This window comes from Brachyspira hampsonii 30446, assembly GCF_000316195.1.
Classification (GTDB): domain Bacteria; phylum Spirochaetota; class Brachyspiria; order Brachyspirales; family Brachyspiraceae; genus Brachyspira; species Brachyspira hampsonii_C.
In genome coordinates, this window is sequence record NZ_JH994111.1 from 916,556 (window position 1) to 931,925 (window position 15,370).

Genomic DNA, 15,370 nt, shown 5'->3' on the forward strand with positions numbered 1-15,370 from the left:
TTATGATATTATTTAGTTTAATTTATTTTTTATTAAGTTTTATTTTTACATTATTGTGTATAATTGCAGCCTTTTCAATTTATCCTTTTATCAGGTTATTTTCCAAGAGTAAAGCTTCGCAATATGTTCATACTATGGCTAAATTTTGGGGTAGAATGCTTATGAAAATGGCATTTATTTCTTTTAACATAGAAGGAAAAGAAAATTATGATCCTAATAAAACTTACTTATTAGCTCCTAATCATCAAAGTGCTTTTGATATATTTGCATGCTTTAGTATATTTAAAAATTCTTTTGCATTTGTGTCAAAGGATACTTATGGAAAAGTACCTTTAATTGGTTTTGGTATGTCTCTTGCCAATTATATATTTGTTAAAAGAGGTACGGTTGGTGCTGTAAAATCTATAGATGATATGGAAAACAGATTAAGAAATAATATAAGTATAGTTATTTATCCTGAAGGAACAAGAAGTGCTACAGGAGAAATAAAAAAGCCTAAAAGGGGGATATTAAAAATATCAGAAAGATGCCCAGATATACCTGTTCTTCCTGTTGTTATATATGGTACTAGAGATATTATGAAAGCCAGAAGCATTAAGATTGTTCCATTTAAAAAGATAACTGTGAGATTTTTAGAGCCTTTCTACTTTAAAGATATAAATGGTGATGATAATGATAAATTGGATTATTGGTATGATATTATGAGTAAAAATTATAATGAATTAAGAGATAAACTAATATCAAATTAAGTTTTGACTATTGTACTTATTTTAAAAGTATTTTACAAGATTAAGTATCAAATTATTTAATTTTAAAATTATGATGCAATATTTTATATTTTGTATAAGATTCTGTTTTTAGTATATAAATATATAGTATTTTACTAAGTATATCCGAGTGTGTAGTATATGAGCTTATCATTACAGGCATCAAATGAAGACTTTATTATAATGCATAAAGGCTGCAAATAAGTAAATATTATTAAATGCAAGTCCATCAATTAATAAATAAAATTAGTTTTGAAAAAAATGTATTATTATAAATACAGATATTTTTATAAAATTATATAAATAAAAGTTTTATCTGCTTATAATACTTTTATTCTATAATAAGATGTTAAAATGTATATATTATTTTTATGTCATACTTGAAAAAAATAATCTTCGTATTATAATTATATCAATTATGCGTTTATATTAAACCAAAAATCACTTAAAAAATTAGGAGTATAAAATTGAATATTAATAATAACGCTTCTCAGTTAAAAAAAGATATCTTGGTAAAGATTGCATTGATGTTTATTGAAGACAGGCTTGTAGAAGATATTGATAAATTACCTATAGAGATAATACCTAGAGATAGCAAATCTATAAGATGCTGTATACACAATGACAGAGAGATAATAAAGAATAGAATTATGGCAAGACTTGGAATAAGTGTTGAGGGTAAAGAGGATAGCGGAATACCATTATCCGGATATGCTAAATTAGCATTAGAAAGAGATAAACCTACTTGGCCTATGCTTACAGTTCTTGATGAGGCTTGCAATGCTTGTGTAAGGGCTAATTTTATGGTAACTAATGCTTGTCAGGCTTGTTTAGCTAGACCTTGTATAGTTAATTGTCCTAAAGATGCTATAACAATACTAGATGAAAAAAGGGCACATATAGACAGCAGTAAATGTATTAACTGCGGATTATGTTTAAAAAACTGTCCTTATCATGCTATTATTTATATACCTGTTCCTTGCGAAGAATCTTGTCCTGTTGGAGCTATTAATAAGAATGAGTATGGTAAAGAAGTAATAGATTATCATAAATGTATATTCTGCGGAAACTGTATGAGAGAATGTCCATTTGGTGCTATGATGGATAAGGGTCAGCTTATAGATGTTTTAAAGCATTTAAAGGCAGATGAAAAGGTTAATGTAATGTATGCACCTGCTATAGCTTCACAGTTTAATGCTAAGCCTGGACAATTAAAAAGTGCTTTATTAAAAATAGGCTTTAATAAGGTATGGGAAGTTGCTTTGGGGGCAGATGTTACATCCGATAAAGAGGCTGCTGAGTTTGAAGAGAGAATGGAAAGAGGGGATAAACTGATGACTACTTCATGCTGTCCTGCCTATGTAAAAGCTGTTAGAAAGCATGTACCTGAACTTATTCCTTGCGTATCTGAAACTAGAACCCCTATGCATTATACGGCTGAAATGATGCATAAAGATGATCCTGATGCTATTAATGTATTTATAGGACCTTGTCTTGCAAAGAGAAGAGAAGGTTTAGATGATGAGTTGGTAGATTATGGTTTATCTATGGAAGAGCTTGATGCTTTATTTATAGCTACAGGTACTGATGTATCAAAGGAGCCTGATTTGGATATAGAAACAGTTCCTACTGCTTCAGGAAGAAAATACGCTATGAGCGGCGGTGTTGCTGAGGCTGTTAAAGTAAGATTAAAACACCCTGAAAAATTAAAAGCTGCTGTGATTAACGGACTTGATAAAGAGGGTATGAAACAGTTAAAAGGTTATGGAAAAGTTCAGGCAGGAGAAACTCCTATTACTGCTGATACTCCTAATCTTGTTGAGGTTATGGCTTGTAATGGCGGCTGTGTAGGCGGTCCTTGCGTAGTTAAAAATCCTAAGGCTGCTACTGTTCAATTGCAAAGATATGCTGCAACAGGTAAGGAAGTAAAAAAAGACTAATAGTTTTTGATAAATTATTAAATAAAGGTAAAAGTCTTATTTTTTAGGCTTTTGCCTTTATTTTTATTATTCCGCTAATAGTTTTTCTATGTTTTTTAAATTTCTTGCTTTGGCATAATATAGAGCATCATGTCCGTTTTTATCTTTGATAGTCTTGTCGGCTCCATGCTCCAATAGAATCTTAACTATTTCAGCATAATTTAAACTGTCATTGCCAACTATGGCAACTTCTAATAATGCTGTATATGATAAATGATTAATATGATTAACATCTATATCAGTATTTTCAAGAAGAAATTTTACTGTTCCTAAATGCTCTTTTTCGCATGCTAGTATTAATGCATTTGATCCGAAAATATTTAAAACATTTCTCGTGTCAGCTTTTTTGTATATTAGTTTTATTATATTAAGCATTCCTCTTGAACTTGCATATAGAAAAGGAGAATTCAATTTCTCATCTTGTATATTGACATTTGCATCATTATCAACTAAAAGTTTAACCATTTTTACATCATTTTTATATGCAGCTATCATTAAAGGAGTTCTTTTTCTTTCATCTTGTAAATTTATATTTATTCCCATTTCTATATATTCTTTTACAGACTTTATATCACCTCTATTTACAGCAGAAAAAAAATCTATTCTTGTATCAGCCAATAAAATACTGCCTATATATAAAGTAAATGCAAATACAAATGATAATTTCATAATTGCTCCTAGTATATTTTTATTATTTATTTATATAACAAATCTTTTTTTGATTAGTTTTATTAATATAGTTTAATTATAGTTTTTACAACTATATAAATATACATTGTAGTTTTTATTATATTTTTAATAATGATATTTAAAAAATATCCGAATAAGTATTAAAGAATTATAATAATAACTGGGACTTGAAAATGCATTATATAGGTTTTTTAATGGCTTTTGTTTTATATTTTGCAGCTAATTTAAATGCTGTTGTTTATGATGTTTTTTCAAACACAAATAATATTTATTATACTACATTAAATAATATTACTAATAGTTATATATTGAGTGATAGCGACTCGGCACTTAATTATCTAAAAGGTGATACAGCTCTTGATTCTAGTATTTTACAGGGGCTTATATATAGTAAAGACATTAAAGCTATAAAAGGTGCTAATGGAGGAGATGCTATATTCTTCCATAACATTAAATCTTATGTAAAAATAGATTATTATGTAGGAGATGGTACTCATAATTTTGATGGTACTATGACAAGTTTTACTTTAGAGTTTTATTTGAATCCTTATAAAATAAGAATGAACTCTCAGGTGTTATCAAAAACTGCTATATATAATGAAAATGGTGTTACAAAATCTTCAGGTATAAAAGCTAATATTGTTAATGGCAGATTAGTTTGGCAGTTTAATAATCTATTTTCCTATAATGGAGTATATACAAATGTTATATTATCTGAGGGAGAATATTTGAAAGAAAATGAATGGAGACATCATAGTGTAAGTTTCAATGCTTCTACAGGAAAATTAGTGAAATATATAGACGGACTTGAAGAGCAGGTTGTATATTTGACTAGTACCGGAGATGCAACAGGTTCTCCTTATAATATAGAGTTTGATAATATAAAATTGGATCCTTTATATTTAGGAAATGGCTTTATAGGCGGATTAGATGCATTTTATTTTACGCCTCGTTATAAGCAGATTTTTAATTTATATAATTATACTTCAGACGGAGAGATAATAAGTAAAGTTATAGATTTTGGAAATATGAATACATTTATTGATTCAATAAATTATGCTGGAAATTCTACAAATGGAAGTTATATAGATTTGTATTATAGAACTTCAGATTATTATTTTGCTCCTGAAGATGTTAATATAGCTTGGGAGCCTTTAAAAAATTATACAAATATAATGACAAATACAATGACTAGATATATTCAGATTAGAGCGGTATTGAAGAGTAATGTTGATAGAAATGTTACACCTATATTAAATAGTGTTTCTATAGATTATCATAATCCTGCAAAACCTTTGGTGCCTTCTAATTTAAGAGTTAATGTTGTAAGCGGAACTTCTGTTATGCTAAGTTGGAATGGCTCTCATGAAAATATATCAGGATATAAAATTTATTATGGAACTAAATCAGGTGAATATAATGAAGCACAATATACACCTATAGTAATAGAGAATGTACATGAATATACAATAGAAGGACTTGAAGAAGGAAAGGTTTATTATTTTACCGTTACAGCTATAGGCGGAGAGGGCGGAAATATAGAAAGCGGTTTTTCTGAAGAAGTTTATGTAAGACCAATTCAATAAAAAGGAGTATGAACGTGTCTACTAATACTAAAGCAATGAAATTAAGTAATCTTGCCGAAGAATTATTAAAGAAAGGAGTAAATGAAGAGGCCATAGAAGCTTTGAAAAGAAGTATGAGATTAAGTACTTCTGATGATATGAAAGCATATTTACAAGTGGCTGTTTCTTTATTTGAAAACGGAGATTATGAACATGCTAAAATATTTTTAAATACTTTTTTGGAATATTGGATGGCAGCAGAAGCCTATTTTATTTTAGGGGCTATTGCTAAAAAAGAATATAGACTTGAAGAGGCTTTTGAACTTTATAGAAAAGGAATTACTTTATATACTTCATCAAATCTTAATCCTTATTATGAATTTTTATCTTTATGTACTATGCTTAAAGAAGAAGATAAAGGATTGGAAGCTGCTAAAAATGTACTTAAAATTAATGCTAAAGACAGAGTTGCTTTAGTTTATATGGCTAATTACTTCTTTAGAAATAAACTTTATAAAGAAGCTATGAATTTTTATAAGATATTAGTAGATAATAAATTGGCTGATCATAATGATTATCATTATTATGGTGTTTGTTTGCATGAAATTAAAGATTATAAGAAGGCAGAAAATATGTATTTGCAGGCTTTAGCTATGTATCCTGTTGATACTCCTGAAGTTTTAGCACTTAAAAACCTTAGAAGCAAAACTCTGAAAGATAATTATCCTAATTTGAAAGAAAGCAGAGAAAAGTATACAAATAAAATAAAAGAAAATCCTGAATCCAGTGATTATTTCCATTTAGGTAATATTGAATTTATTGATGGAAATTATGAAAAGGCTGCTGAATTTTATTCTAAAGCGAAAGAAGTTTATGAAGAGCAAGTTTGCATTTTATAATATAAGCTGTTAGTATTGCCTTTATATTTTTATTATATCTCCTGTATATATAATTTAATTTTAGATTAATATCTTAATAAATTTTTATATATCTATTTTATAAAATAAATTTTTTTATTTGTTTGTATTATATTTTATAATGAAAAATCCAAAAATATAATATAAAATTTCTTGCAAAAATATTATTTTATTTTATATTTCAATTTAATAATTATGAGTCTCTGACAAGTAAACTTGTCAGAGATTTTCGGCGAACAATTTTTATTAATTTTTAAAATAAAAATTGTAAGTGTCTAACAAGTTTACTTGTCAAAGTATTTATTTATAAATTATAATTAATACTAATTTTAAAGCTATAAACGAGCAGCTGATAACTTTAGTTGTCAGCTCTTTTAAGCGAGTTTATAGCTAGCAATAATAAACAATTTTTATTAATTAAGGAAAGCATAATGTCATATTTTGAAGAAGGTTTGCAATTATTTAGAGAAACTCAGTTTGAGAAAGCATCAGAATTATTTATTAAAGCATTAGAAGAAGACTGTAATAATTCTGAAATATATAATTATTTAGGTCTTTCTAAACAGGCATTAGGATTTTTTGAAGAGGCTATTAATTATTATAGTAAAGGTATAGACATAGATGAAAACTATGGAGAGCTTTATTATAATAGGGCAAATTGTGAATGTAATCTTGGATTTTATGAAGCAGCTATAAAAGATTATGATAAAGTTATAGAGTTAGTACCTACTCATTCAAGAGCATATAATGACAGAGGTTTTGCTAAAGGTAATCTAGGCTTATATGAAGATGCTCTAAAAGATATTGATAAAGCTATTGTCTTAGATAGTAATAATGTAGATTCTTATATAGACAGAGCATTTATAAAATTAATGTCAAAAAAATATATTGAAGCTATAGAAGATTATAAAAAAGCATTGGAATTAGATGATACAGAAGTATATGCTTATAATGGAATAGGGGATGCTAAAAGGGGTATGGGGCTTTATGAAGAAGCTATTAGTTATTATAAAAAAGTTATAGAACTTTCCAACAGTTCTTATGCTTATAATAATATAGGAGCTTGCAAAATAGGATTGGGTTTGTATAAAGATGCTATAATAGATATAAATAAAGCATTAGAAATATATGATGAATATACTGATGCTTACAATAACAGAGGAACAGCAAAATATAATTTAGAGCTCTATGAAGATGCAATAAAAGATTTTGATAAAGCTATAGAATTATATCCTCAATATTTTTATGCATATAATAATAGAGGAAATGCTAAAAGTGCATTAGGTTTATATGAAGATGCTTTAGAAGATTTTAGTAAATCAATTAATATCGAACCTAAATATATCGATGCATATTATAATAGAGCAATTGTTAAAAATAATATGGGGCTTCATAATGAGGCTGTGAAAGATTATGATATTGTAATAGAATTAGATAATAATAATATAAATGCTTATTATAATAGGGGACTTTCATATTATAATTTAGCAGATTATGAAAAAGCTTTAAAAGATTATGATAGAGTTATGGAATTAAATCCAAAATTGGCTGATGCATATAATAATAGGGGATTTACAAAATATAGTATGGGTTTATATGAAGAAGCTATAAATGATTATGATAAAGCCATAGAGATAGATGCAAATTATGAAAAGGCTAAACAGAATAAGCAAGAAGCTTTGAAAAAAATAGGAAATTAATTTAATTTTGATAATTTGAGAAAATATATTTTGAATGATATATTATGATAGTAGTTTAAAGATAAACTATAATCTCGTTTAAGGTTTAATAATTTAGATGTAAAATATTTATTAGACCTGTTTCAAAACTACTTGACAAACAATTTTATGAGTTTATTATTTTATGCTAAATTAAATAATATTAATAACAATTTAATTAAATATTTTATATGTTGTATAAATTGTATGTTTAAGCTAGAAAATGCAGTTCTTTTGGTTATTTTATACCAATAAAAGAACTGGGGTTTGGCACGACTGTGTGCTTCGCAGCAAAGCCCCAACTATAATTAAAAAAATATTAAATTAAAAAACTATAAGTATTAAGAAATTGAGTTTTGAAACAAGTCTATTAGGAATAGGAGTAGCAAACGGCAGCGGATTTATTAGAATGATTATAATAAAAATATCAAGTGTAATACCAAGAAAAGCTCTAACTCCTGCAGTTATGTTTATATCTATATTAAGCCATATAAGTTCAGGTTCAGCTTATGTTATACTGATGCCTGTAGCGTCTATGATGTTTTTTTCTTTTGGAAAGCATCCGCTCGCAGGAATTGCAGCTTCATTTGCAGGATTGGCTGGAGGACATTCAGCAAGCTATACTCCTTCTATAATAGATCCAATAATGCAGGGTTTCACACAAAATGCAGCAAGAATGATAGACCCTACATATACAGTTAATGTTTTATGTAATTATTTTTTAAGTTTCTCTTCTACATTTGCTGTGATACTAGTAGGCTGGTTTGTAACAGATAAAATAGTAGAACCTTTTTTATGGAGAACTATGCCTATTGATGAGGGAGTTACTGCAGAAAATACTGATATATCTTTAATAACTAAAGAAGAAAATAGAGCTTTTAAAACTGCTGTATTAATTTTAATATCAATGATTATTATTTTAATAGCTTTGCTTGTACCCAAAAACTCTTTATTAAGAGCTCCAGACGGACAATTGACAACTCCTGATGCCACTATTATGCAGGCAATAGTTCCTGTAATATTTTTATTTTTAGTTATACCTGGATTTGTATACGGAAAATTAACTAATAAATTTAGAACATCAAAAGATTTCAGCAATGCTATGGCTGATAGTATAAAAAATCTTGCATCATTTTTAACTTTTGCTTTTTTCTGTGCACAGTTTTTATATATGTTTGGAAATTCAAATGTAGGCACATTAATGGCAATATCATGTGCAGAGTTTTTAAAATCTTTGAATATGCCTCCTCAAATAACTATTGCTGGTATTATTCTTCTTACAGGAGTATTGGATATACTAATAAGTTCTGCATCATCTAAATGGGCAATAATGGCTCCTGTTCTTGTGCCTATGCTAATGGCTGTTGGTATATCTCCAGAATTAACTCAGGCATCATACAGAGTAAGCGATTCTGCTATGAATATTGTTACTCCTATGTTTTCATTTTACCCTTTGATTATTTCTTACTGTCAAAAATATTGTAAGAAAACAGGTGTAGGTACATTATCTTCAATGATGATACCATACAGTATAGGAATATTTATTGCTTTATTAATAATGCTCTATGGTTTTTGGGCATTAAATATACCTATTGGATTTAACAGCGGATATGTTTATCCTCCTGTTCATTAATATTTTATAATAAAGGTTTAAAAATGATTAGTAATGAAGATATTAAAAAATTTCAAATAGACAGCTTTTTTAAATATGTAAAAATACCAAGTCAGAGTAAAGGAGGTTCTGATACTATTCCAAGCTCTGAAGGTCAGATGAAACTTGCTGAAGTTTTATCCAATGATTTAAAAACTTTGGGATTACAAAATATTATATTGAACGATAATGCTACAGTAACAGCAATTCTTCCAAAAAATAAGGATAATGTTCATTCTGTTGGTTTTTTAGCACATCTTGATACTGTTGACATAGGGCTTGATGGAAATGTAAATCCTCAGATATTAACTTTTAAAGGTGATGATTTATATCTTAATAAAGAAAAAAATATAATATTTAAAGTGTTAGACCACAATGAAATAACAAATTATATTAATGAAGATATTATATTTTCTGATGGAGAAAATGTATTAGGAGCTGATAATAAAGCAGCAATAGCTACTATAATGTCAGCATTAAAATATATTATAGAAAATAATATAGAACATGGAGACATACACATAGCATTTGTACCTGATGAAGAAGTTGGATTATTGGGCTCTAAAGAATTAGATTTAAATATATTCAAACCAGATTTTGCATACACAATAGATTCATGCTAAATAGAAGAAATAGTATATGAAACCTTTAATGCTGCATCTGCTATTATAAATATAGAAGGTGTAACTGCTCATCCTATGAGTGCCAAAAATGTATTGGTTAATCCTATATTAATAGCAATAGATATAGCTAATGAATTTGACAGAAAAGAAACCCCAGAATGCACTGAAAAAAAGGAAGGCTATATTTGGATTCATGGTATAAGCGGAAATCAGAGAAATGTATCTTTAAGATTAAGCATAAGAGATCATAATAAGGCTCTTTATGAAGAAAAGAAATTAAAAATAAAAGAAACTGTCAATAAATATCAGAAATTAATTCCAAAAGCAAAGATAGACTTAACCATAAAAGATGTATATTCTAATATTGCAGATTCTATAAAAGGAGATAGATTTGCAATAGATGTTATGTATGAGGCTATGAAAAATCTTAATATAGAGGCTAAAACTTTATCTATGAGAGGCGGTACAGACGGATCTGTTTTATCATCAAGAGGGCTTCTTACTCCGAATTATTTTACTGGTGCTCATAATTTTCATTCTATATATGAGTTTCTTCCCTTATCATCATTTTATAAAAGTTTAGAAACTACTATTGAAATAATAAAAATAATATCTTCTAAATGATTATTTAAAATATTTTATTTCTTTATAAAACCATTAAATATATGCTTGACATGATAATAAAAATGCTTTATAGTAAATAGTACATAATCAGACTATAATAGGGTTAGATAAATGTTAGGATTTTTAATTTTAAAACTCAATATAATATTATTTATACATAAATCAATCACAAAAGTATTCTAAATTTAATAATTTCTATAACTTTAATAATATTATCTAAAATCTATATACCAATCTAAGAGGTGTACTATGTCGCTTAATAACAAAACTTTACAAGAAAACTCCAGTAAAAAAATATTTATAAATTATCTAATTCCAAGTATGTTAGGAATGCTTGCAGAAAGTTCTGCAGTATTTATAGACGGCTTATTTGTAGCTAATTTTATATCATCAGAAGCATTTTCAGCTATAAGTATTGTTTGGCCTATAACATCAATATCATTTGCTTTATATATTATGCTTACATTAGGTTCTATTGCAATAGCAGGAAAGTGCATTGGTCAAAATAATATAATGCGTGCTAGCTTGATATTTACTCAAACTTTAATAAGCATTGTAACTTTAACTACTCCTATATTAATATTAATTTATATATTCAAAGAAAAACTGCTTCCATTATTTGGAGCACATGGAAACATATATAATTTTTCATTAGAATATATTAATGGTATTATCATAGCTGTATTTTTTTGGGGGATAACTTATGTATTTAGTCAATTTATAAGACTTAATGGCTCTCCAAAGTTTGCATTATTAATGTTTATAACATCATCTTTAGTAAATATAATATTAGATGCATTATTTATTATAATATTAAAATTAGGTTTGTCTGGTGCTGCTTGGGCTACGGCTATTTCATATATTATTTCATTTATAATAGGATTATCATATTTTTTAAATCCGAAATGCCAAATAAAAATCATAAAAATATATGCAGGATACTCTCATATATTTAAAGCAGCATTAAATGGATTTTCAGAGTTTTTAAGTAATATCTCATCTGGTATTATAGTTTGGCTTTTCAATATAACAGCATACAAAATATTAGGAAACAACGGAATACTTATTTATTCAGCTGTAAATTATATAATTACATTTTTTATAATAATAGCTGCTGATATAGGAGAAATTTTATCATCTTTAATCAGTATTTCTTATGGGGCTAAAAATAAAAACAAAATGAAAGATTTTCTAAAAATAGGAATAATATTCGTTTCATCAGTATCAATATCAGCTTCTATAATATTACTTATAAATCCAAGTATATTAGTGAATGCATTATTAAAAAATATAGACTCAAAAACTATTCAAGATGCTATGTTTTTTGTAAGGGTATCTATACCAATATTCATATGCATTGGAATAAATATAATAATGAGTGCATATTATACTTCTATTCAAAAGGCTGGAGCTTCTGCTTTGATTGCCGCTTTAAGAACTATAATTTTACCAGTATTATTAATATTAACTTTGCCGAATATATTAGGTTTTTTAGGTCTTATTTTAGTTCTTCCTATAAGCGAGATTATAACATTAATTGTGTCAATAGCTTTATATAAAAATAGAAACCCTAATACTCTGATTAGAGATTAATTTTAATTGGCTTTGTATATCAAAAAAATTAATATACAAAGCCCATAAAATAATTAAACACTTATAATCTATAATTGAGGCAAGTACCAATTAATGCCTGTAGCTGATCTAAAATTAACAGGTATAGGATTATTTGAAGAGTTTACACCCATTTCAAAATACCATTCTAAATCTTTTAAAGGATATATTCTCACTTCAGAATAAGCTCCCCAAGTAAGAGCATGATCTAGTTTACTAGATTTTTTACCGTCATATATTATTTTATAGCCTATACTAGGTTCAAAATATAAACTAACTATATCAGAATCAGCATACAATGACAATGCAGGTGTTATTCTTAAAATATAAGGATTAGATTCATATACTTCATTTACCTCATTGGCATTATGCGAAGTATATAGTATTCTATCATAGGACTGTATATTCACCAAAGTATCAGTATTTTTATTAATAACATCTTTACCCTTTGCATCTAATGATGAATAATACAGCACTTTTATAAAAGGATTAATCCAAACGCTGTTAATGGTAGTTGGAAGAAAATAAAATCTTAACTCCAATCCAAAAGAAGAAGCACTATTAGCATTATAACTATTTTTGCCATAATTGATATAAAGTCTGACTGCATTAATAGAATCTACTCCTGTATAATATCGAATTTCACTGGTTGTACTAAAAGCAGAATAATCAGAATTGTCTTTAGCATCTGCTATTTGAAAAGGTATGCATATTCTTAAACTATCATTCATAGCATTAATCATAAAAACAGGAGTGTGAACATCTAAAGAAGAATCTATATAGGTATAATTATATCCAAGTCCTGCACTTATAATGTCCGAAGTATATGCCAAACCTAAAGAAACAGTTGCATCTAATGATAATTTACCGCCATTGATATAACTCATTATATTACCAAAATAACCTGTATCAGCCTTAAACCCCAAAGTGCCTTTAACTGTACCATTTCCCAATACAAAACCTAATTGATCCGTTCTTGCTCTAAGATGATTATTGTCTGTAAGAAAATCCATCCAATCATTACTAAAGCCGTACATACCAAATACCGATGCAGACGAGACTGCAAAATAAAAGATTGTTTTTAATAAAGTTTTCATTTATGTTTCCTTAAAAATTAATATTTTAATAGAGAGCGATTATAACAAATATAAAAATAAAGTAAACATATACATAGCATAGAATAAATAAGACACTTAATTACATAATTAACAAATCTGTATAATATACTTGTTTAAAAACTAAATTTATTTATAATTTTACAGTTAATTTTGTCAAGTAATTTTTAAACAAGCCTGTTTATTTAATTAGATTTTGATAAATAAATTATTGAAATAATTATTATAGATTAATATAATAGACTTGTTTCAAAATTGTTTAATTTAATAAAATATTTCTCTTTTTTAATCATGATAGTTTTTTATGTTTTATATATAGAGATAATAATAAAATAAGTTATGTTTTAATAAACTATGATTATAAAAAGAAAAATACTAAAAATAGTTTTGATATTTATTGATTGAGTTTTTTATAAATTTAATAAATAGGAGTTTAGTTAATGCAGAGTTTTATATTTCATAATACTACTAAAATAATATTTGGAAAAGATTCAGAAAATAATGTTTCAAAAGAAATAAAAAATTTAAATTCTAAAAAAGTATTTATAGTATATGGTTCCAAAAGTGTAAAAGAAAATGGAATTTTAGAGAAAATTGAAAATATATTAAAAAATGATAATATTGACTATTATTCATTCGGAGGTGTAAGAGCTAATCCTTCTTTAGAACATGCTCTAGAGGCAGTAAAAAATGCTTCAGATTTTAATGCAGATTTTATACTTGCTATAGGAGGAGGAAGCGTAATAGATACAGCAAAAGCAATAGCACATGCACTAGCAAATAAAGATATTTATGTATGGGATTTTTTTACAAATAAGCAAATACTTTCTAAAAGCATTCCAATAGGCTGCATACTTACAATATCTGCTTCTGGAAGCGAAGTGAGTGATGCTGCTGTACTTACCAATAAAACAGATTCAGAAAAAAGAATACTTCATTCAGATTTTAATAGACCTGCATTTGCTATAATGAATCCGTATTTCACTATGACTCTTCCATACTATCAAATAGCATGCGGTATAGTTGATATGATGATGCATACACTTGACAGATATTTTGGATATAGTGATTGTATCAATGAAACTACTGACAGCATAGCCGAAGCTATTTTAAGAACTATAATAAAAAATGGTTCTATAGCTATGAAAGATAAAAACAATTATGATGCTATGAGTGAACTTATGTGGCTTGGAAGTTTATCTCATAATGGACTTACTGGGCTTGGAAATAATTTTGATTTTATAACACATAGATTTGCTGATGAGATTGGAGCTAAATTTGATACAGCTCATGGTGCTAGTCTTGCAAGTATATGGGGTTCTTGGACAAAGTATTGTTATAAAGATAAAAAGGAAAGGTTTATACAATATTCTAAAAATGTATGGAATATAGATGATGATACGGGCTTAAAAGGAATAGAGAAGACTATAGAGTATTTTAAAGAGATAAATATGCCTATAAACTTTAAAGAGCTTGGCATTGGCATTCAAAGTGATGAAGTATTAAATTATCTTACTGATAAATGTATGCTTGGCGGCGATTTCAAGTATTTTGTGAGATTTAATAGAGATGATGTTTATAATATATTCAAGATGAGCAATAATTAAATAATAAAATACATGAAAATTTGATAAACATTTGTAAAGCTTCGTTATTACAAATGAATTATATAATTAAATATTAGATTATGTAATTTTGAAATTGTATAATTAGTGTTTATGCTATTGTATTTTAATATTTTTACAGATATAATTTCATTAAATAATAATGGAGTTTAATATGTCAGAAGTAACTATTAAAATTGATGATAAATTAAAAAATGAAGCCGATAAACTTTTTAATGATTTAGGCTTAGACTTTAATACAGCAATTAATATATTTTTGAGAACTTCTATAAATACTCAGTCAATTCCATTTAAAATAGAAGTAAATAAACAATTATACACAGATAATGATAATTTCTACAATGAAGAAAATATAAAATTTTTAAAAGAGGGATATTTGGAATTAAAGTCTGGATTAGGTCATAAAAGAGAGTTATTAAATGAATAAAATTTTTTATGACAAAGCTTGGGAAGATTATCTTTATTTTCAAAAGAACGATAAAAAA

Annotated in this window: 13 protein-coding genes; 11 read left to right on the forward strand and 2 right to left on the reverse strand. The window is 26.9% G+C overall.

Annotated elements, in window-relative coordinates; translation table 11 throughout:
• Positions 1-2: 2 nt before the first annotated feature.
• Positions 3-749, forward strand: a complete 747-nt coding sequence (locus A966_RS08885; RefSeq protein ID WP_039955620.1) for a lysophospholipid acyltransferase family protein — start codon at positions 3-5, stop codon at positions 747-749.
• A gap of 485 nt (positions 750-1,234) precedes the next feature.
• A complete protein-coding gene (locus A966_RS08890; protein ID WP_008724767.1) occupies positions 1,235-2,707 on the forward strand; it encodes a 4Fe-4S dicluster domain-containing protein in 1,473 nt (490 codons plus the stop codon).
• Between the two features lie 66 nt (positions 2,708-2,773).
• Here A966_RS08890 and A966_RS08895 read toward each other — a convergent pair whose 3' ends face one another.
• On the reverse strand, positions 2,774-3,415 hold the full coding sequence (locus A966_RS08895) for an ankyrin repeat domain-containing protein (RefSeq protein WP_008724768.1): 642 nt from the start codon (positions 3,413-3,415) through the stop codon (positions 2,774-2,776).
• Between the two features lie 194 nt (positions 3,416-3,609).
• Here A966_RS08895 and A966_RS08900 point away from each other — a divergent pair, with 194 nt between their 5' ends.
• The 7 genes from A966_RS08900 (at position 3,610) to A966_RS08925 (ending at position 12,127) form a co-directional block, all read left to right on the forward strand.
• Entirely contained in the window at positions 3,610-5,022 is a 1,413-nt protein-coding gene (locus A966_RS08900) for a fibronectin type III domain-containing protein (RefSeq protein ID WP_008724769.1), read from the forward strand.
• Positions 5,023-5,036: 14 nt separating this feature from the next.
• Positions 5,037-5,900, forward strand: coding sequence for a tetratricopeptide repeat protein (locus A966_RS08905; protein WP_008724770.1), 864 nt, complete (start codon positions 5,037-5,039; stop codon positions 5,898-5,900).
• 449 nt (positions 5,901-6,349) lie between these two features.
• On the forward strand, positions 6,350-7,618 hold the full coding sequence (locus A966_RS08910; RefSeq protein ID WP_008724771.1) for a tetratricopeptide repeat protein: 1,269 nt from the start codon (positions 6,350-6,352) through the stop codon (positions 7,616-7,618).
• Positions 7,619-7,985: 367 nt separating this feature from the next.
• Positions 7,986-9,269 carry an AbgT family transporter gene (locus tag A966_RS08915; protein WP_008724772.1) on the forward strand — a complete coding sequence of 428 codons (1,284 nt, stop codon included), beginning with the start codon at positions 7,986-7,988 and terminating at the stop codon, positions 9,267-9,269.
• A gap of 23 nt (positions 9,270-9,292) precedes the next feature.
• Entirely contained in the window at positions 9,293-9,910 is a 618-nt protein-coding gene (locus A966_RS13805) for a M20/M25/M40 family metallo-hydrolase (protein ID WP_232817760.1), read from the forward strand.
• A 9-nt stretch (positions 9,911-9,919) separates the two neighbouring features.
• Positions 9,920-10,534, forward strand: a complete 615-nt coding sequence (locus A966_RS13810) for a peptidase T (RefSeq protein ID WP_256093366.1) — start codon at positions 9,920-9,922, stop codon at positions 10,532-10,534.
• 249 nt (positions 10,535-10,783) lie between these two features.
• Complete coding sequence (locus A966_RS08925; RefSeq protein WP_008724773.1) at positions 10,784-12,127, forward strand: MATE family efflux transporter; 1,344 nt, start codon at positions 10,784-10,786, stop codon at positions 12,125-12,127.
• A 68-nt stretch (positions 12,128-12,195) separates the two neighbouring features.
• Here A966_RS08925 and A966_RS08930 read toward each other — a convergent pair whose 3' ends face one another.
• Complete coding sequence (locus tag A966_RS08930; protein WP_008724774.1) at positions 12,196-13,242, reverse strand: serpulina hyodysenteriae variable surface protein; 1,047 nt, start codon at positions 13,240-13,242, stop codon at positions 12,196-12,198.
• 458 nt (positions 13,243-13,700) lie between these two features.
• On the opposite strand from A966_RS08930, the gene A966_RS08935 reads away from it, so the two are divergent.
• Both A966_RS08935 and A966_RS08940 read left to right on the forward strand, forming a co-directional pair.
• Positions 13,701-14,867, forward strand: coding sequence for an iron-containing alcohol dehydrogenase (locus tag A966_RS08935; RefSeq protein WP_008724775.1), 1,167 nt, complete (start codon positions 13,701-13,703; stop codon positions 14,865-14,867).
• Between the two features lie 172 nt (positions 14,868-15,039).
• The gene (locus A966_RS08940; RefSeq protein WP_008724776.1) at positions 15,040-15,312 is read left to right on the forward strand and encodes a type II toxin-antitoxin system RelB/DinJ family antitoxin; all 273 of its coding nucleotides are present in this window, start codon (positions 15,040-15,042) and stop codon (positions 15,310-15,312) included.
• Positions 15,313-15,370: the final 58 nt, after the last annotated feature.

What these genes read in the sequence shown, in the direction of transcription:
- A966_RS08885 (WP_039955620.1), top strand. Translation starts at nt 3, where the DNA reads ATGATATTATTTAGTTTAATTTATTTTTTATTAAGTTTTATTTTTACA.
- A966_RS08895 (WP_008724768.1), bottom strand. Translation starts at nt 3,415, where the DNA reads ATGAAATTATCATTTGTATTTGCATTTACTTTATATATAGGCAGTATT.
- A966_RS08900 (WP_008724769.1), top strand. Translation starts at nt 3,610, where the DNA reads ATGCATTATATAGGTTTTTTAATGGCTTTTGTTTTATATTTTGCAGCT.
- A966_RS08910 (WP_008724771.1), top strand. Translation starts at nt 6,350, where the DNA reads ATGTCATATTTTGAAGAAGGTTTGCAATTATTTAGAGAAACTCAGTTT.
- A966_RS13805 (WP_232817760.1), top strand. Translation starts at nt 9,293, where the DNA reads ATGATTAGTAATGAAGATATTAAAAAATTTCAAATAGACAGCTTTTTT.
- A966_RS08925 (WP_008724773.1), top strand. Translation starts at nt 10,784, where the DNA reads ATGTCGCTTAATAACAAAACTTTACAAGAAAACTCCAGTAAAAAAATA.
- A966_RS08930 (WP_008724774.1), bottom strand. Translation starts at nt 13,242, where the DNA reads ATGAAAACTTTATTAAAAACAATCTTTTATTTTGCAGTCTCGTCTGCA.
- A966_RS08935 (WP_008724775.1), top strand. Translation starts at nt 13,701, where the DNA reads ATGCAGAGTTTTATATTTCATAATACTACTAAAATAATATTTGGAAAA.
- A966_RS08940 (WP_008724776.1), top strand. Translation starts at nt 15,040, where the DNA reads ATGTCAGAAGTAACTATTAAAATTGATGATAAATTAAAAAATGAAGCC.